The sequence below is a fragment of the Ketogulonicigenium robustum genome (assembly GCF_002117445.1).
GTDB classification, from domain to species: Bacteria; Pseudomonadota; Alphaproteobacteria; order Rhodobacterales; family Rhodobacteraceae; genus Ketogulonicigenium; species Ketogulonicigenium robustum.
The window spans coordinates 1,547,501-1,565,009 of sequence record NZ_CP019937.1; the positions used below are offsets into that span (position 1 = coordinate 1,547,501).

The 17,509-nt window shown below is 61.6% G+C and carries 14 protein-coding genes and 1 pseudogene (1 of these 15 only partly in view); 2 read left to right on the forward strand and 13 right to left on the reverse strand.

Features of this window, described 5'->3' with window-relative positions; translation table 11 throughout:
* From BVG79_RS07705 to uvrA, 9 genes and pseudogenes are all read right to left on the reverse strand, one after another.
* Positions 1 to 499, reverse strand: the 5' portion of a protein-coding gene (locus BVG79_RS07705; protein WP_085786370.1) for a GntR family transcriptional regulator. Its footprint begins 416 nt before the window's first position; the window shows 499 of its 915 coding nt (coding positions 1-499); the start codon lies at positions 497 to 499; the stop codon falls past the left edge of the window.
* 144 nt (positions 500 to 643) lie between these two features.
* Positions 644 to 1,912: a glutamate-5-semialdehyde dehydrogenase gene (locus tag BVG79_RS07710; RefSeq protein WP_085786371.1), complete on the reverse strand. Its 1,269-nt coding sequence runs from the start codon at positions 1,910 to 1,912 to the stop codon at positions 644 to 646.
* A 9-nt stretch (positions 1,913 to 1,921) separates the two neighbouring features.
* Positions 1,922 to 3,028 (reverse strand): glutamate 5-kinase, encoded by a 1,107-nt coding sequence (gene proB / locus BVG79_RS07715; RefSeq protein WP_085786372.1) that lies wholly within the window; start codon positions 3,026 to 3,028, stop codon positions 1,922 to 1,924.
* Positions 3,016 to 4,074: a GTPase ObgE gene (obgE, locus tag BVG79_RS07720; protein ID WP_085786373.1), complete on the reverse strand. Its 1,059-nt coding sequence runs from the start codon at positions 4,072 to 4,074 to the stop codon at positions 3,016 to 3,018. The genes proB and obgE overlap by 13 nt, the downstream gene beginning before the upstream one ends.
* 60 nt (positions 4,075 to 4,134) lie before the next feature.
* Entirely contained in the window at positions 4,135 to 4,677 is a 543-nt protein-coding gene (locus BVG79_RS07725) for a GNAT family N-acetyltransferase (protein WP_085787315.1), read from the reverse strand.
* A gap of 136 nt (positions 4,678 to 4,813) precedes the next feature.
* Positions 4,814 to 5,083 carry a 50S ribosomal protein L27 gene (rpmA, locus tag BVG79_RS07730; RefSeq protein ID WP_013383240.1) on the reverse strand — a complete coding sequence of 90 codons (270 nt, stop codon included), beginning with the start codon at positions 5,081 to 5,083 and terminating at the stop codon, positions 4,814 to 4,816.
* Between the two features lie 15 nt (positions 5,084 to 5,098).
* Positions 5,099 to 5,446 (reverse strand): annotated as a pseudogene (rplU, locus tag BVG79_RS07735) (50S ribosomal protein L21); the annotation flags it as partial.
* A gap of 205 nt (positions 5,447 to 5,651) precedes the next feature.
* Positions 5,652 to 6,470 (reverse strand): hypothetical protein, encoded by an 819-nt coding sequence (locus BVG79_RS07740; protein WP_085786374.1) that lies wholly within the window; start codon positions 6,468 to 6,470, stop codon positions 5,652 to 5,654.
* Positions 6,460 to 9,327: an excinuclease ABC subunit UvrA gene (uvrA, locus tag BVG79_RS07745; protein ID WP_085786375.1), complete on the reverse strand. Its 2,868-nt coding sequence runs from the start codon at positions 9,325 to 9,327 to the stop codon at positions 6,460 to 6,462. The genes BVG79_RS07740 and uvrA overlap by 11 nt, the downstream gene beginning before the upstream one ends.
* A 97-nt stretch (positions 9,328 to 9,424) precedes the next feature.
* Here uvrA and BVG79_RS13940 point away from each other — a divergent pair, with 97 nt between their 5' ends.
* Positions 9,425 to 9,577 carry a GFA family protein gene (locus tag BVG79_RS13940; RefSeq protein WP_472382585.1) on the forward strand — a complete coding sequence of 51 codons (153 nt, stop codon included), beginning with the start codon at positions 9,425 to 9,427 and terminating at the stop codon, positions 9,575 to 9,577.
* Between the two features lie 182 nt (positions 9,578 to 9,759).
* On the opposite strand, the gene lpdA is transcribed toward BVG79_RS13940, so the two are convergent.
* From lpdA to BVG79_RS07770, 4 genes are read right to left on the reverse strand one after another with little or no spacing between them, the layout of a single operon-like run.
* The gene (gene lpdA, locus BVG79_RS07755) at positions 9,760 to 11,148 is read right to left on the reverse strand and encodes a dihydrolipoyl dehydrogenase (RefSeq protein WP_085786376.1); all 1,389 of its coding nucleotides are present in this window, start codon (positions 11,146 to 11,148) and stop codon (positions 9,760 to 9,762) included.
* 57 nt (positions 11,149 to 11,205) lie between these two features.
* Positions 11,206 to 12,471, reverse strand: coding sequence for an MFS transporter (locus BVG79_RS07760; protein WP_085786377.1), 1,266 nt, complete (start codon positions 12,469 to 12,471; stop codon positions 11,206 to 11,208).
* Positions 12,472 to 12,474: 3 nt separating this feature from the next.
* Positions 12,475 to 13,518, reverse strand: a complete 1,044-nt coding sequence (gene queA, locus BVG79_RS07765; RefSeq protein ID WP_085786378.1) for a tRNA preQ1(34) S-adenosylmethionine ribosyltransferase-isomerase QueA — start codon at positions 13,516 to 13,518, stop codon at positions 12,475 to 12,477.
* Positions 13,515 to 16,772 carry a hypothetical protein gene (locus BVG79_RS07770; RefSeq protein ID WP_157115656.1) on the reverse strand — a complete coding sequence of 1,086 codons (3,258 nt, stop codon included), beginning with the start codon at positions 16,770 to 16,772 and terminating at the stop codon, positions 13,515 to 13,517. The genes queA and BVG79_RS07770 overlap by 4 nt, the downstream gene beginning before the upstream one ends.
* A gap of 189 nt (positions 16,773 to 16,961) precedes the next feature.
* On the opposite strand from BVG79_RS07770, the gene BVG79_RS07775 reads away from it, so the two are divergent.
* Complete coding sequence (locus BVG79_RS07775; RefSeq protein WP_236951334.1) at positions 16,962 to 17,432, forward strand: peroxiredoxin; 471 nt, start codon at positions 16,962 to 16,964, stop codon at positions 17,430 to 17,432.
* Positions 17,433 to 17,509 lie beyond the last annotated feature (77 nt).

Sequence of the window (17,509 nt, forward strand, 5' to 3'; positions counted from 1 at the left end):
ACTGGTGAACCATCATCTCGAAGGCGGGCTGCACATCGATCGTATACGAATCCGTCCAATCCTGCCCGACGATCATATCCATCGCCGCAATCAGCGACGTTGCCCCCTTCAGCGCCACGCTGGTGGAAAATGGTGCGATGCCGAAAAGGATCACTGCGTCCAGACGGTCCCACAATTCCAACGGCATTTTGCGATTGGTAAAGCTGCCCAACACAAAAGCGTGTCCGTCGCTGACCACCGTATTTTCAAGCGCCGCAACAATGTGACTATAAAGCGGGTTGCTAAAAATACCGTTGGGAACGGTGTCGCGATTATAGAACCATCCGATCCGCAAATAGGTTTCGGCCCAAGGCAAGCGCACTAAAAACGAACCACGCCCAACCTGCCGATAAATAATGTCGTCAGCCTCCATATCGCGCAGGGTGCGCAAAACGGTAACCAACGAAAATCCCATCGCCGCGATTTCGTTCTGCGATTCAATTCGGTCCCCGACCTTCATTCCAGCACTACGCCAGCGCTTTAAAAGTAGATCTCGTAATTCCAGGTGACGTGGGACGCGTAATTTTGGCAAATTTTCCCTCGGGATAGCCTACCCCCGTAGGTTACACCGCGGGCGATTGGGGATGCAAGGCACCGCCGCATTTTATAAGGGCCGCAGCGTCCCCTGTCCCACGACCAGATACTTGAAGCTGGTCAACTGGGGCGCACCGACCGGCCCACGTGCGTGCAGCTTTCCGGTTGCGATCCCGATTTCGGCGCCCATACCGAATTCAGCCCCATCGGCAAATTGGGTCGAAGCATTGTGCATCAAAATCGCGGAATCCAACTGATTGAAAAACGCGGCGACTGCTGCGGGATCATCAGTTACGATACTTTCTGTGTGACCCGATCCGTACCGGCGAATATGGTCTATCGCGCCCTGCACGCCATCCACGGCACGGGCAGCAATGATCATATCCAAAAACTCGTGCCCGAAATCATCCGCGGTGGCGGCGATTGTGCCATCAACAGCCAGCGTTTCATCGGCGCGCACCTGAACACCAGCGGCCAACAAATCAGAAACAAGGCTTTTGCCGTGGCGATTAATGAAAGCGTGATCAATCAAAACACATTCCGCGGCGCCACAAACGCCGACGCGGCGGGTTTTGGCATTCAACAAAACCGCTCGCGCCATATCGGCGTCGGCGGCCGCGTCGATATAAACGTGGTTGATGCCCTCCAGATGCGCAAACACGGGCACGCGGGCTTCGGCCTGCACCAGCCCGACCAGCCCTTTGCCGCCGCGCGGAACGATTACGTCGATCCATTCAACCGCGCCCAGCATCGCGGCAACCGCGGCGCGGTCGCGCACAGGCACCATCTGAATTGCGTCTTGCGGCAGATCCGCCGCTGCCAGACCTGCCCGCAGACAGTCCAGAATCAGCGTGGCCGAATGCAAGCTTTCTGACCCGCCGCGCAAGATCACCGCATTACCCGATTTCAGGCAAAGCGCGCCTGCATCGGCAGTCACGTTCGGGCGGCTTTCGTAGATCACGCCAATGACCCCGATCGGCGTCCGTACGCGGCGAATATGCAGGCCCGACGGCACAGTCCACTCGGCAATCACTTCGCCCACGGGGTCGGGCTGGGCTGCGACGCTTTCCAACCCAGCCGCCATCGATTCGATGCGCGCGGGGGTCAGTTCCAAACGGTCGAGCATCGCGCCCGTCAGGCCCTTTTGCTGCGCAAAGGCCATGTCTTTGGCGTTGGCCGCCAAAATATCATCAATGCGCCGGCGTAGTTCGGCGGCCGCCGCATTCAGCGCGATGACCTTGGCCTCGGGTGGGACGGTGGCCAGTTCCCGCGCGGCAGAGCGGGCGCGTCGGCCCATATCTGCGATCAAAGCGGTAAAATCCTGGCCGATGTCCTGCATGTTCTGCCCCTATAAGACCATATCGTCGCGGTGAATAAAGGCCGCGCGCCCTTTGTACCCTAGAACCACCTCGATCTGGGCGCTGCGATGGCCGCGGATCATGTGGGTTTCGTCAACTGTATACCGTGTCAGCCCGATGCCAATGCGGTTTCCTGTCGGCCCGACAATCGCAACGGGGTCGCCCCGCCCGAACCGGCCAGTGACCAATGTGACCCCCGCGGGCAGAAGACTGCGACCCTGTTCCAGCGCAACCACGGCGCCCGCATCGATCATGACCTCGCCCTTTGGCTTCATCGCACCAATCCAGCGTTTGCGGGCGGCTTGCGGGTCTTCCATGGCCAAAAACCATGTCGCACGCGCGCCGTTTTCTAGCAATTGCAGCGGGTGCAGCGGCGCGCCCAGCGTGATCGCCATGTCGCAGCCGCCATCTGTGGCCACGCGGGCGGCCATCAGCTTCGTGATCATCCCGCCCTTAGACACCCCCGAGACACCGTCACCGGCCATCGCCTCAATCTCGGGGGTGATGTGGTCGATGATGGGGAAATGGGTCGCGTTCGGGTTCAGATACGGATTGTCGTCATAGAAACCATCAACATCCGACAGCAAAACCAGCTTGTCCGCCCCAACCGTAACCGCCACCTGCGCGGCCAAGCGGTCGTTGTCACCATAGCGGATTTCATCGGTCGCAACGGTGTCGTTTTCGTTCACGATAGGGGTAACGCCCAGCGAGAGCAGAGTCTCCATCGTGGCGCGGCTGTTCAGGTAGCGGCGGCGGTTCTCGGAATCCTCCAGCGTCACCAACACCTGCGCGGTAACGATACCGTGGGGCGCCAAGACTTCCTCATAGGCGCGCGCAAGCCGGATCTGACCGACGGCAGCGGCGGCTTGGCTTTGTTCCAGCGCCAACGCGCCTGCCGGCATGCCCAGTACCCCCCGCCCCAGCGCGATCGAGCCGGACGACACCAGGATCACCTGCGTGCCCGCGGCCCGCAAACGGGCCACATCAGCGGCCAGGCTTTCCAGCCATTCGCGCTGCAATGTGCCCGTCGCGCGATCAACCAGCAGCGCCGAGCCGATCTTTACGACAAGACGGCGCGCCCCGATCAGGGTTCCCAACGGGTGACCTCCTCGATGGGGGTCTGTTCTTTACGGTAGCGCAGGCGGCCCTCGTCGATCTGGGCGCGCAGAGCGCGCAGCACATCGACCACACCCTCGCGCGTGGCGCCCGACATCAGCATGACAGGGCCGCCAACGGCCTCTTCCATCGCCTCGCGCAGCTCCTCGCGCGCCTCGTCATCCAGCGCGTCGATTTTGTTCAGCACCGTAATGCGCGGCCGGTCGATCAGGTCGTTTTCAAGATCTTCGGCATAGGTCGCCAGTTCTTCGATGATGGTGTAATAATCAGCGACGGGGTCTTCCGACGTGCCATCGACCAAATGCAGCAGCACCGAGCAACGCTCGACGTGCGCTAGAAATTGGTCACCGAGGCCCCGCCCTTCGGACGCGCCTTCAATCAGGCCCGGAATGTCAGCGACGACGAATTCGACGTCATCCACACCCACAACCCCAAGGTTCGGCACAAGCGTGGTAAACGGATAATCGGCGATTTTAGGACGCGCATTCGAGGTTGCTGCCAAGAACGTCGATTTACCGGCGTTCGGCATCCCGAGCAGACCGGCATCGGCAATCAGCTTCAACCGCAGCCACAACGTCCGCTCGATCGCGGGCTGGCCTGGGTTCGCGCGGCGCGGCGCCTGGTTGGTCGAGGATTTGAACGCCAGGTTGCCGAAACCACCGTTGCCACCTTGGGCCACGGTGACACGCTGGCCCACCTCGGACAGGTCGGCGATCAGCGTTTCCTCGTCCTCGTCGATGATTTCGGTGCCAACCGGCACCTTCAGAATAATGTCGTCGCCATGCGCGCCGGTGCGCTGGCTGCCCATACCGGGCGTGCCGTTCTTGGCGAAGAAGTGTTGCTGATAGCGGAAGTCGATCAGGGTATTGAGGCCTTCGACAGCCTCGATGATGACATCACCGCCCCTGCCGCCGTCACCCCCGTCTGGCCCGCCGTATTCAACAAATTTGTCGCGCCGGAAGGAAACGCACCCGTTACCACCCGCACCCGAACGAATATAGACCTTGGCCAGATCCAGGAATTTCATGTTAGCCCCTTTTGCCCCGCGGCATCTTTCACGCGGGCATAGCGGCTTTGACCCCGACGGTCAAAGCCCGGTTTTCAAAGTATAGGTCCAGGTAGGGACAGCGGAATTGCGCGCAACCGACCACGCCTCGGCATCGCCCAGATATTCGAACCCGCAATTCGTCAGAACACGCGCCGCGCCGGGGTTATCCTGAAACGCCTCGGCAAAGAAACGCGACGCGCCATGCGGGTTAGCCGCAATAATGGCACGCACGGCTTCGGATGCCATGCCGGTGTTCCAAAACGCGGGCGCGATCCAATAGCGGATCTCGCTTTGTCCGCGGTCCATACGGTCTAGCGATATTAATCCCATGAATTCTTCGCACCCCTGTTCGCTGGAATCCAGCGCCCAGAAGTCTTCCTCGCGCAGCGCCCCGTTCGCACGCGAAACCAGTTGTGCAGCAGCCCCCGGGGGATAGGGATGCGGAATCGACCGCGTGCCAATGGCCACGCGCAGATCACCCGCATAAAGACTAATCAGCCCCGTGTCGGACATACGAAGCGGGCGCAGCGTAAACCGCGAGGTACGGATCACCGGCTGTACTTCGATCGTTGCGATGTTCATCATGGCCTCCTTTGTTGTCGGATCATACGATCCGGGCCCGATGCGCCGGGCCATATAGCCCCAGCATGACGCAAATGCGAAAAGGGGGTCGGCTTGCGCCGACCCCCTTCCTGGTGTGTGCCCTTCCAGGTTCGGCTTATTCAGCGGCCTCCGCCACCGGGAGAACCGAAATGAAAGTGCGGCCTTTGAGGCCGGTGTGGAACTTCACGGCGCCGTCGACGGTTGCAAAAATCGTATGATCTTTGCCCATGCCGACACCGGCGCCCGGCCACATCTTGGTGCCGCGCTGACGCATGATGATGTTGCCGGCGATGACAGCTTCACCACCGAACTTCTTCACGCCCAGACGACGGCCAGCCGAGTCGCGGCCGTTGCGGGATGAACCGCCTGCTTTTTTCGTTGCCATTGGGGATTACTCCTTGCTCGAGGCGCCGACAGCCGCCTTCACACCGGTTGCGTCCGCGCCAGTGGCGAGGATGTCTTTGATACGAACCAGCGTCAGTTGCTGACGGTGACCCTTGGTGCGCTTCGACGAGTGCTTACGGCGGCGACGCACGAAGTGGATCGTCTTTTCACCCTTGATCTGGTCGATCACTTCAGCTTGCACAGCTGCGCCGGCAACCACGGGGGCACCGATTTGATCACCAACAACCAAGATGGTGTTGAATTGAATGGTTTCACCTGCAGCAGCGTCCAGCTTTTCAACGCGCAGAACGTCGCCGCTCTGAACTTTGTACTGCTTGCCGCCGGTTTTGATAACCGCAAACATGTTTTCGTCCTTCATCTTCCGCGTCCTTTGGTCCCTTGCCACGACGACAAGTGTTGCGGTGAACCCCACCACCTACGGACTGCGCGCCCTATTGGGCGATGTCTATTCATAAGGCAGCGCGATTTTGCGAATCCCGCATGCCAAACCGGCGGCACATAGCCACCAGATGGCGGCTTATCCGGACTATCGGACCCAAAGTCAAGTATCAGAGTTCTTCTGACACCAAAAGCCTTGCAGCCGCGCGGCCCAGATTGTGGGAAATCTGCTCGATCATTGGGTCAAACGCCACGCCGGACACACGGCTAAGGGTTTTGCCCGCCGGTGTCCCCGCAAACGTGATCATCCCTTCGATGTCCGCGTCGCTGGCAGGTGTATAAGCAAGCAGCAAGAACGCATACAGCCATTCTGCCGTCGAGGCGCGCATATCGTCGGCTCGCCCCAGCACTTCGGCTAACACAGCATCGGTGGGCATGTCCCCCTCGCTTTCGGCCATGCCGTTGTAAAACGCTAAATTCGCATTCAAACCCGAGGCAACGTTGCCTTCCAGCAAATCGTTCGCCGCCATCAGCTGGGCGATTAGCGTGGCACGGGGTGTCTCGCGCGCCATCTCGACCGCCGCAAATTCGATAGCCGTTTCGCGCAGATCATCGTCCAACATCGCCTCGCGGGCTGAGACCTCCATCTGCAGCAGGCTGTGCGCGGGCTCGCCGGTGGCGAAGGCCAGAATGGGGTCGATATCCACCCCTTCCAGCGCGACATACCATTCCGACCGGGCTTCGGCCTGCATCCATTCGGGGTCGTGAATCGCCTCGACCGCTTGGCGCCACGTGTCGCTTGCGGCCCCGCCGGTCATATTCGGGGCCAGCGACAGGCCGAATTCAATACCCTCGCGCGACATCAGATCCGTGATCTGCGGCAACAACAGCGCGTTGAACAGCGCATCAGCCTTCTCGCGATCGACATCCGCGAGCGCGCCCGAGGCCGCGCAAGAGAGGGCCGCCGCACAAATCAGATTACGCCACATGACCAGCCCTCAGCGCCGCGCCGCGTTCCAGCAGCGGCTTCAAATAATGGCCGGTATAGCTTTCGGCGACCTCTGCAATCGCCTCGGGGGTGCCCGTCGCAACAACTTTGCCGCCACCAATGCCGCCCTCGGGGCCAATGTCGATCACCCAATCGGCCGTTTTCACCACATCCAGATTATGTTCAATGACCACGACGGTATTCCCCTGATCCACCAGTTCGTGCAGCACATCCAGCAGCTTGCGCACATCCTCGAAATGCAGGCCCGTAGTCGGTTCATCAAGGATATAGAGCGTGCGGCCCGTAGATCGGCGGGAAAGCTCCTTCGCCAGCTTCACACGCTGCGCCTCGCCGCCCGACAATGTCGTCGCCTGCTGCCCGACCTTGACATACCCCAGGCCCACATGGCGCAGCGCCTGCATCTTGTCGCGGATCGGCGGCACCGCGCTAAAGAAGTCAGCGGCTTCCTCGATCGTCATGTCCAGCACGTCAGCGATGGATTTGTCCTTGAACTTCACCTCCAGCGTCTCGCGGTTATAGCGGGCGCCGTTGCAGGTTTCGCAGGTGACATAGACATCGGCCAGAAAGTGCATTTCGATTTTCAGCACGCCGTCACCTTGGCACGCCTCGCAGCGGCCGCCCTTAACATTGAAGCTGAACCGCCCCGGGCCATAGCCGCGTGCCTTCGCCTCGGGCAGCCCCGCAAACCACTGGCGGATCTGATCGAACGCGCCGGTATAAGTCGCAGGGTTCGACCGTGGCGTGCGGCCAATCGGGCGCTGGTCAATGTCGATCACCTTATCAAGATGCTCGAATCCCTTGATCGTCTCGCACGGCGCGGGCACTTCGCGGGCGCCGTTCAGCTTCATCGCGGCGTTCTTATACAGCGTCTCGATCGTCAGGGTCGATTTGCCCCCGCCCGAAACACCCGTCACGCAGACAAACTTGCCCAGCGGAAAATCGACCGTCACATCATGCAGGTTGTTCCCGCTGGCCTTGACGACAGTCAACTTCTTGCCGTTTCCCTTACGACGCTTTTCGGGCACATCAATCCGGCGCACACCCGACAGATACTGCCCGGTCAGCGAATTGGGGTCAGCCTCGACTTCCTCGGGCGTTCCTTGCGAGACGATCTGCCCCCCGTGCACGCCAGCCCCCGGCCCCACGTCGAAGACATAGTCGGCGGTGCGGATGGCATCTTCATCATGCTCAACCACCAGCACGGTGTTGCCTTGGTCGCGCAGGTTGCGCAGGGCATCCAGCAGCCGGTCGTTGTCGCGCTGGTGCAACCCGATCGAGGGTTCGTCCAGCACATAAAGCACGCCCGTCAGGCCCGAACCGATCTGGCTGGCCAAACGAATCCGCTGGCTTTCGCCGCCCGACAACGTGCCTGACGCGCGGCTGAGGGTCAGATATTCCAGCCCCACATTATTCAGGAACCCCAAACGCTCGCGGATCTCTTTCAAAATAGCCGCGGCGATCAGACCTTTCTGATGGCTCAGCGCCTCGGGGACGGTTTGCACCCAAGCATAAGCGTCTTTCACCGATTGCTCGACCACCTGCCCGATGTGCTTGTCGCCCACGCGTACAGCGAGCGCCTCGGGGCGCAAGCGGTAGCCGTTACAGGTGTGACACGGCCGGTTGTTCTGGTACTGCTCCATATCCTCGCGCGACCAGTTGCTGTCGGTCTCGCGGTAGCGGCGCTGCAGGTTCGGCACCACGCCTTCAAAGCTGCGAGTCACGTTGTAGCTGCGCCCGCCGTCGTCATAACGGAACTGGATTTCTTCCTCGCCCGAGCCGTGCAGCACGACCTGCTTCACCTTTTCAGGCAGATCCTTCCATGCGGTTTTGGCATCGAACCCGTAATGTTTGGCCAGCGCATCAATCGTTTGCAGCCAATAGGGTGACTTCGTCTTCCCCCATGGCGCAACGGCCCCCTTGATCAAGCTGAGGGTCAGATCCGGAATGATCAAACGCTCGTCAAAGAACAGCTCGACCCCCAAACCGTCACAATCCGGACATGCGCCCAGCGGGGTGTTGAACGAAAACAGGCGGGGCTCAATCTCGGGGATGGTAAAACCCGACACCGGACAGGCAAATTTTTCCGAAAAGGTAATCCGCTCGGGCTCGCCCTCGCTCGGGGCGGTTTCCAGCACGGCAATCCCGTCGGCCAAGTTCAATGCGGTGCGAAAGCTTTCGGCCAGACGCGTTTCCATGCCGGCGCGCACGACAATACGGTCGACGACCACATCAATGTCGTGACGGAATTTCTTGTCCAATGTCGGCGGCGTATCCAGTTCATAGAATTCGCCATCGACCTTGACCCGCTGAAACCCCTGCTTGCGCAGTTCCAGCATCTCTTTCTTATACTCGCCCTTGCGGTCGCGCACGATCGGGGCCAGCAGATAGCCGCGGGTGCCCTCCTCCATTGTCATGGTGCGGTCGACCATGTCCTGCACCTGCTGCGCCTCGATCGGCAGGCCGGTCGCGGGGCTGTAAGGGGTGCCTGCGCGGGCGAACAGCAAACGCAGGTAGTCGTAAATCTCGGTCACTGTGCCGACGGTCGATCGCGGGTTCTTCGACGTTGTCTTTTGCTCAATCGAAATCGCTGGCGAAAGGCCGGTGATATGATCGACATCGGGCTTTTCCATCATATCCAAGAACTGGCGCGCATAGGCGGACAGACTCTCGACATAGCGGCGCTGCCCTTCGGCATAAACCGTATCGAAGGCGATGGACGACTTGCCCGACCCCGACAGCCCCGTCATCACCACCAGCTTATTGCGGGGAATATCCAGTGACACGTTCTTGAGGTTGTGTTCGCGCGCGCCGCGCACTTCGATGAACTTTTGTTCCATGCCGCTGTCCCTAGAAACTTCCCCATAGGAATAGGTATCCTGCCTTGCAAACTCAAGCGCGAAGTAAGAACATTAATCGAACATTATGGAGTTCGTGATGACCATCGCGCAATACACCGGCAGCTGCCAGTGCGGTGCCATCGCCTTACAGGCGCAACTGGATCTGGACCATACCGTGACCTGTAACTGCGGGCGGTGCCAGCGATGGGGGCTGTCTGAGCCTATACGTCCGAAAGCGGATTTCGCCTGACGCAAGACGGCCCGTGACGGTTTACACCTTCAACACCGGCAAAATCGCCCAAGCCTTCTGCCCCACCTGCGGGATCGAAGCCTATTCCTGCAACGACAGGGGTTAATCCCCGCGCGCTTCACACGCAGGCCTATGACGGCGCCGCACTATGAAAAAGGGGGCCAGTTGGCCCCCTTTCCGTTCTAGAAGTGCAAGGCACGCCCATAAGCGTCCAGCACCGATTCGTGCATCATCTCGCTCAGGGTCGGGTGCGGGAAAACCGTTTCCATCAGCTCGGCCTCGGTCGTCTCTAGCGTGCGGCCGATGACATAGCCCTGAATCAGCTCGGTCACCTCGGCCCCCACCATATGCGCCCCCAGCAATTCGCCCGTCTTGGCGTCGAAAACCGTCTTCACCATCCCCTCGGGCTCGCCCAGCGCGATGGCCTTGCCGTTGCCGATAAAGGGGAAGCGGCCGACCTTGACCTCGTAACCTTTTTCCTTGGCCTTCGCTTCGGTCAGCCCCACCGATGCCACCTGGGGCGTGCAATAGGTGCAACCGGCAATGGATTCGGGGCGGACGGGGTGCGGGTGCTGGCCAGCGACCAATTCGGCCACCATCACACCCTCGTGGCTGGCCTTGTGTGCAAGCCACGGGGCACCGGCAACGTCGCCGATGGCATAGATCCCCTCGACACCCGTGCGGCAGAACTCATCCACCACCACGTGGGTTCGGTCGACCTTGACGCCCAGCCCTTCGAGGCCAAGCCCTTCAACGTTACCGACGATCCCGACAGCCGAAATCACGGTGTCGAATTCCAGCTTCTCGACCTTGCCGTTCGCCTCGATATGCGCGGTGACTTTGCCCTTGCCGCGGTCAAGCTGCTTGACGGTGGCCTTTTCCATGATCGTCATGCCCTGCTTGACGAATTGCTTCTTCGCAAAGGCCGAAATCTCGGCATCTTCAACCGGCAGAATGCGATCCATGACCTCGACAACGGTCGTTTTTGCACCCAGCGTATTGAAGAAGCTGGCAAATTCGATGCCAATCGCGCCCGACCCGATCACAAGCAGGTTTTTCGGCATGCGGTTCGCAACCAGCGCCTCGCGATAGCTCCATACCAAATCACCGTCGGCTTCCAAACCCGGCAAGGTGCGCGCACGCGCGCCTGTCGCCACAATGATCGCTGGGGCGGTAAGGTCCTCGTCGCCCTTATCGGTCTTTACGCGGACTTGGCCTTTGGCGGGGATCGTCGCCTCGCCCATAATGACGGTGACTTTGTTTTTCTTCAGCAGGTGCCCGACGCCGCCCGCCAACTGCTTGGCCACCCCGCGCGAGCGTTGCACAACCGCATCCAGATCGAACCCGAGGCCTTCAGCCTGCAACCCGAATTCTTTGGCGCGGTGCATCAGATGATACACCTCGGCCGAGCGGAGCAGCGCCTTGGTGGGAATGCAGCCCCAGTTCAGGCAAATCCCGCCCACATGCGCCTTTTCGACGACCGCGACCTTCAGCCCCAACTGCGCGCCACGGATGGCGGCCACATAGCCGCCCGGGCCAGCGCCAATCACGATCATATCGAATTTCTGCATCGGTCTGCTCCTATCCTCGCTGACTGCGATCCGGCGGCGCGGGCGCGCGACCGAAAATTAGTTTGATGCTAAACCATTTTCTTCGCCATCACCAGATGCCGCTTCGGCAACCACTTGCACGGCAACAGGCGACGACCCGGCCAGCACGTGTTGGTGGGTTGCGGGGGCGCCCACAATCTCTTTGTGGGGCACGCGGCGCAGGCGCCACGCGGCATAAACGCCCAGCGCCAGCATAACGACTGCGACAACCAGCCAGAACCCCTGCGGCCCGACGTTATCCATCATCCAGCCCAAGATCAGCGGCCCCGCAATCGACCCCAACCCGTTGATGAACAACAACTTACCCGAAGCGGCCGGCATTTCGTCAGCTTCCAGATAGTCATTCGCATGCGCAATGATGACCGGATAAACCGTGTTCGACGTGCCGCCCACAACCGCCGCCGCCGCCAAAATCAACCACAGCTGCCCCGGGATCAAAAATGCCAGCAGCGCCGCGACACCGCCGATTGCGGCCATGATACCGATCAGAATCCGCCGATCCATCCGGTCGGCCAGCCAGCCGACGGGAAACTGCAAGATCAACGCGGCTACATAGGTCAGCCCGATCATCAGGGTGATCTGCTCGACCGGCATCCCGACGCGTACGCCGTAAATGGCCGCCATCCCGAACTGGGCCGCAAAAACGCTGCCCAACAGGAACATCCCTGCACAGGCCAGTGGTGAAGCCTGCATAAGCCGCCCCAACGGCAGCGATTTCGTCTGATCAAAGGTCGGCGTCACCTTGCTGGTCGTCAGCAACATCGGCGCGAAGCACAGCGAAATAATGACCGATGCGATCCCGAACAGCTCGAACCCGGCCACATTGCCGCTGGCCGCGATGATCTGCGAGGTGATAATCCCCGCCATCTGCATCCACATATACAGCGACAGCGCCTGCGCGCGGTTTTCATTCGATGCGGTGCTGTTCAGCCAGCTTTCAACGACGATATACGCCCCGCAAAAGCAAAACCCGATCATCGCCCGTTCCAGCATCCACGCCACCGGCGTCGGCCAAATCGCGTAAAGCACAAAAATCGCCGAGATCATCGAGGCCAGCGCCGCGAACACCCGCACATGCCCCACCCGCCGGATCATCTTCGGCGCCAGCGATGACGCCACCATAAACCCGACGAAATAGGCCGAGGTGACCATCGACATCGACAGTGTCGAGAACCCCTCCATCTCACCGCGCAGGCCCAGCAGTGTGCCTTGCATGCCGTTGCCGATCATCAACATGAAAATACCGACGAAAATCGCCCACGATCCGACCAGAACCTTCAGCACGGCTTACCCCTTTGGCAGCAACAGCGACGCATCGCCGTAAGAAAAGAACCGGTACTGCGCCGCAATCGCGTGGTCATAGATCGCACGGATCCGGTCGGCGCCCATCAGCCCCGACACCAACATCATCAGCGTCGATTTGGGCAGGTGGAAGTTCGTCACCAACCCGTCCGCCACGCGGAACTGAAAGCCGGGGGTAATGAAAATATCGGTCTCGCCCACCCACGGGCTGATCGCGCCAGTGTCGCGCGCCGCGGTTTCCAGCAGCCGCAGCGCCGTGGTGCCAACGGGGATGACGCGGCCGCCGGCGGCTTTGGTCTGGGCGATCTCGGCGGCGGCGGCGGGGGTCACTTCCCCCCATTCGGCGTGCATTTTGTGCTGCGAAATATCGTCAACCTTCACGGGCAGAAACGTCCCTGCCCCCACATGCAACGTCACGCGCGTCAGTGTCACACCGCGCGCCGCCAGTGCGGCCATCACATCCGCATCAAAGTGCAACGAGGCCGTTGGCGCCGCAACCGCACCGGGCCGATCAGCCCAAAGCGTCTGGTAATCTTTGCGGTCTTGCGCGTCAGCCGCGCGGCGTGCGGCGATGTAAGGTGGCAGCGGCATCTGGCCCGCTTCGGCCAGCGCGGCATCGAAATCATCGCCCGTCAGATTGAACTGCAGCTTGGCCTGATCGCCCTGCCGCCCCACCAACGTCGCCGACAAGCGCGGCGAGAATACGATGTCTTCCCCCTCTTGCACCTTGCGCAAGGGTTTGATCAGCGCCATCCAGCACCCGTCCGCCGTGGGCTGCAACAGCGTCACCTCGATATGGGCCGATGCCTCGCCGCGATGGCGGTGGCCCGACAGGCGCGCGGGGATGACCTTCGTGTCGTTCAACACCAACCGATCACCGGGATTGAACTGGGCTGCCAGATCGGCAACCGTCATATCAGCAATCGTATCCCCGCGCGCGACAAGCAGCTTGGCCGCGGTGCGCGGAACTGCGGGGCGCAGGGCGATCAATTCCTCGGGCAGCGTGAAGTCAAAATCCGAAAGTTTCATCCGCCATCCTCAGGCATAGGTGGAACAGGGCGGCGAAACGCCTCGCGCAGGAAACCGGGCGCAAGCAACGATAGCGGGTTCACCCCCACACGCACCTGCCCCGGCGGCCCATCCAACGTAAAGGTCATGCCGAACACCCCTTCGCCGCGACGCGTTATTGCCTGACCGATCCCGTTCAGGAAATACACAGGCGAGACGACGCCCTGAAAGCGCATCTCGGCCGCATCGGTCCTGTAAGCCCCGTCAAGCGATATGCCAAGCCCCGCCCCCATGGCCGAGGACGACAAAAGCGTCACCTGTCCCGGATCAATCCGGAACGTCGCATCAACGCTGTCAAACGCAATGCCCATGCCCACCATCTGCTGGATCAGGCCGACAACCGAAGCCGCATCCAGAATTTGCGCCAGCACGGGCGCATCGTGAATTTGGATCGGCCCCGTGACGAACTGGCCGAGGTAGCTGGCGGCCCCATCGGGCACAATCGTCAGCGTAAAATCACCGCCACGCGCGGCGACGGCCACACCCAGCGCCTGCACCAAGAGCCCCGCATCGGCACCGGTGATTTGCACACCTTGTCGGCCATCTTGGGTAAAAACGCGCCCCGCAACCGGCAGCACGCCATTTACCCTGGCCGTGAAACGCCCCGTCAGCCCCCCGCTGCCGTCGAATTGCCCATCAACATCGTTCAGATCAAGGCCGGGGAATACGTGGAACCGCGCCAAGGCCAGCGACAGCGGCCCACTGGCCCCACCGCCGCCGCCCTGCCCAAGGCTACCCAGCCCCGACAGATTCATCACACCGCGACCAACATTTACCTCCATCGGCTGCCCTGTCCCGCGCCCGATCAGCGTAAGGGGCGCATCGAGCCAGCCGTTCAGGTGCAACCTGTCGAAATCAGCCCGCGCCAAACCGCCATCCGGGCTTAGGCTGATGCGCCCCCGCCCCGCCAGCCCCGGCGCGTCTAGGGTCAACGCCGTGACCTCGGCAGGCGTCCCAAGCACCCCCTCGACCACCAACGGGGCCGACTGGCTTGCCCCTTTGGCCCAGCCGATCACGGGGACTGACACCCCAAGGCCCACCAGATCGCTTTCAAAGCGAAACCGTGGCGGCGCGGGCGTAGCCAGATCGACTGTCAATTCGCCCTGCGCCTGCCCGCGCAAGGTCAGCGGCAGGTCAATGTCTAGTGCTGCAAACAGGTCGGAATCGACCGGAACCGCCGCTGCTACGTGCGAGCCAACCGCCCCGAAATCATGCCACCACCGCACTTCGGCCGCCGCGCCCTGAAAGAATGCTGGCCCTGTGACGGCCACCGTTTCGGGCGTGACGCTGACCTGCAGATGGTCAGCTTCGATCACTTTGCCCGGAACCATTTTGGTGCTGTAAACATCGCGCACATCGGCGTCGAAACCAAAACCGATACTGCTGGCGGGTACTGGCCCGCCGTGCAGCGGAAAGGTGACCCACCCCTTCATATCGGCCTGCCCCGCGGTCAGATCGACCGGCACGTTGGCTTTTGTCATAAAGCCAAAGGGGGGCTGATCCAGTACTGAAAGCATACCGGCCACTGGGCCGCTGGCTTGTAAATCCAACCGCGCTTGCACGGGCGATGCGCCCATATGCGCGATGGTAAAGGCCGAACCGCCCATATCCAGCCGCCCGCCTTCGGGCGGATCAGCGTGCCCCGCCGTTAGCCCCACGCCCAACCGGCCAGCTGTAATTTCGACGAATCCGGCACTGTCGGCGATCACTGGCAGTTGGCCGTATCCATCAATCATGACGCCCTGAAAGCCAGTCGACAGCGCCCAATCCAGCGGGCCGGTCGGCGATTTGCGCAGCGACAGATGGGGGTTAATCGCCTCGCCGCCCGACAGGCTGCTGGCCATCCAATGGTGCGGCGCCGCGCGCATCGACTGCGGCCAAAGGGCGATCAGCCGCGCCGTCGGCAAGCGGTCCATCCCCGCATCGGCCCGCACCGACCAGCCTTCGGGCGTCGCCGCGATCTGCCCATCGGCCTGCAAAACGCCGCCGCTGGCATCTTGCAGCGTCAGCCCCGCCACATCGATGCGCAGCGGCTGCAATGTAACGCGAAAATCGGCCGAGGCCCCCGAAAGATGGGCAGGCGCGCTATAAAACCCCGGGGGCGCGACGGCGATATCCTCCATCGCCAGCTGGGCGCTGATCTGCGCGGGCAAGCCTGCGTGAAAGTCCTGTAAATAGGCTGCCCCGCTGGCCGTGAACGAGGCCCACCGCGACGCAACCGCCATACGCTGCAGATCGACACGCTGGGACGCAGGGTCATAGGCCAGCGACAGCGACAAATTGTCGAAGGTGGCGGCGGGCGGATCCAGACTGCTCGGCGCGACCCCCGGCAACAGGCCACCGCCCGGCACATCGAGCTGGGCAGACATGGATTGCAGCGCGCCCTGCCCGTCGATCTGCATCTGCAAATCGCCCGATATGCGCGCATCCAGCAATGTTAGCGCCCCAAGGCCCGGGATCTCGTAACCTATGTCGGCAGCGGCCACGTTATCGACACGCAGCACAGCCGAAGCGGCGGGCGAGTGGCGCGGGCTTTGATAGGCAAGGCTGATCTGCGTCGCATAATCGCGCCCCGACAGCACCGAGGCCTGCGCGCTCAGCACCGTGCGCTGCGCATCCAGCGCCATGCGCAGACTGCCGCCGTCCAATGTCATGCTGCGTGCGCTGCGCAGGTCGGTATAGCGCACCACCAGCCCGTCAATTTCAACGCTGCGCAAAGCCTCGAACACGGGGGACTCGAAAATCTCGTCGAATTGCTGAAAGACGGTGGAAAAGTCGGCCGCAGGCGCGGCAGTGCCTGCGCCAAAGCGAAGGGCCATCACACCGTTGGCATCGCGGGTCAGCTCGACCTCGGCCGCCGCGCTGGTTATGCGCTGCACCAGCAGGTCGCGCCGCAGCAAAAGCCCGCGCGGCGACAGATGCAGGCTAACCGCAGGCAGCACGGCAATTTCACGGTCGTCGCCATCATACAAGGCGGCGTTGCGAATGGTGACGATGGGATGCAAATCAGGCTGCAACCGCACCGTCAGCGCGCCAAAAGTGATCCGCCCCTCGCCCAGTGCCTCGCTGGCGGCGGCGGCGACCTCGTCGCGCAGCCAACGTGGCGCGGCAATATCGCGGTCAATCGCATAGCCCAAAACCAGCAGCCCCAAGCCAACGACAATGGCAAGGCCCAGCAGAACCGCCCCGTGACATAGCCCCCACACACGCGCCACCACGCGCGGCTGGACAGGCGCCGGTTTCGCCGTGTGCCGCAGTCCAATACTGGGGGGGACGCTGCGGCGCGTCATATCACCTCGTCTCGCGTTGCCCTTGGTGGGGCTTTTGTCTTTATACTCGCAGGGCTAGACGGAAATGGAAACCAAATCAGCCCCGAAAGGACGCCGATGCCCAAAGACTCGCCGATGACCAGCCTAAAACCCGGCCAAATCGCGCCCGATTTCAGCCTGCCCGCCCATGACGGGCAAACCTACACACTGTCAGCGCTGCGCGGCAGCCGAGTCGTGCTGTTCTTCTACCCCGCCGATAACACGCCGACCTGCACCAGCGAAAACAGCCAGTTCGCAGCCGCCTTTCCAGCCTTTCATGCTGCAGGTGTGAAATTGCTGGGCCTGTCGCGCGACAGCTTGCAAAAGCACGCGAAATTCGCCGAAAAGCTGGCGCTGCCCTTCCCGCTTTTGACAGATGAAGACGGCACCGTCTGCAGCGCATACGATGTCTGGCACGAAAAGCATACCTTCGGCAAAACCTACATGGGCCTTGTGCGCACCACGTTCCTGATCGAATCCGATGGGACGATCGGCGCTGTCTGGCCCGTGACCCGCCTTGCCGGCCACGTTGACGATGTTTTGACCAAGTGCCTGAACACCGCCTGATCTAACGCCGCATTCTTGGCCTTTCCCGCCGATTCTTTCGGCGGGAACCCGCCGACGACGGCGCGCTTTGGCCTATG

Excerpts from the sequence above, each read along its gene's own strand:
- BVG79_RS07740 (WP_085786374.1), bottom strand. The coding sequence starts at position 6,470 with ATGTGGCGTAATCTGATTTGTGCGGCGGCCCTCTCTTGCGCGGCCTCG.
- obgE (WP_085786373.1), bottom strand. The coding sequence starts at position 4,074 with ATGAAATTCCTGGATCTGGCCAAGGTCTATATTCGTTCGGGTGCGGGT.
- uvrA (WP_085786375.1), bottom strand. The coding sequence starts at position 9,327 with ATGGAACAAAAGTTCATCGAAGTGCGCGGCGCGCGCGAACACAACCTC.
- BVG79_RS07725 (WP_085787315.1), bottom strand. The coding sequence starts at position 4,677 with ATGAACATCGCAACGATCGAAGTACAGCCGGTGATCCGTACCTCGCGG.
- queA (WP_085786378.1), bottom strand. The coding sequence starts at position 13,518 with ATGAAACTTTCGGATTTTGACTTCACGCTGCCCGAGGAATTGATCGCC.
- lpdA (WP_085786376.1), bottom strand. The coding sequence starts at position 11,148 with ATGCAGAAATTCGATATGATCGTGATTGGCGCTGGCCCGGGCGGCTAT.
- BVG79_RS07710 (WP_085786371.1), bottom strand. The coding sequence starts at position 1,912 with ATGCAGGACATCGGCCAGGATTTTACCGCTTTGATCGCAGATATGGGC.
- BVG79_RS13940 (WP_472382585.1), top strand. The coding sequence starts at position 9,425 with ATGACCATCGCGCAATACACCGGCAGCTGCCAGTGCGGTGCCATCGCC.
- BVG79_RS07775 (WP_236951334.1), top strand. The coding sequence starts at position 16,962 with ATGACCAGCCTAAAACCCGGCCAAATCGCGCCCGATTTCAGCCTGCCC.
- rpmA (WP_013383240.1), bottom strand. The coding sequence starts at position 5,083 with ATGGCAACGAAAAAAGCAGGCGGTTCATCCCGCAACGGCCGCGACTCG.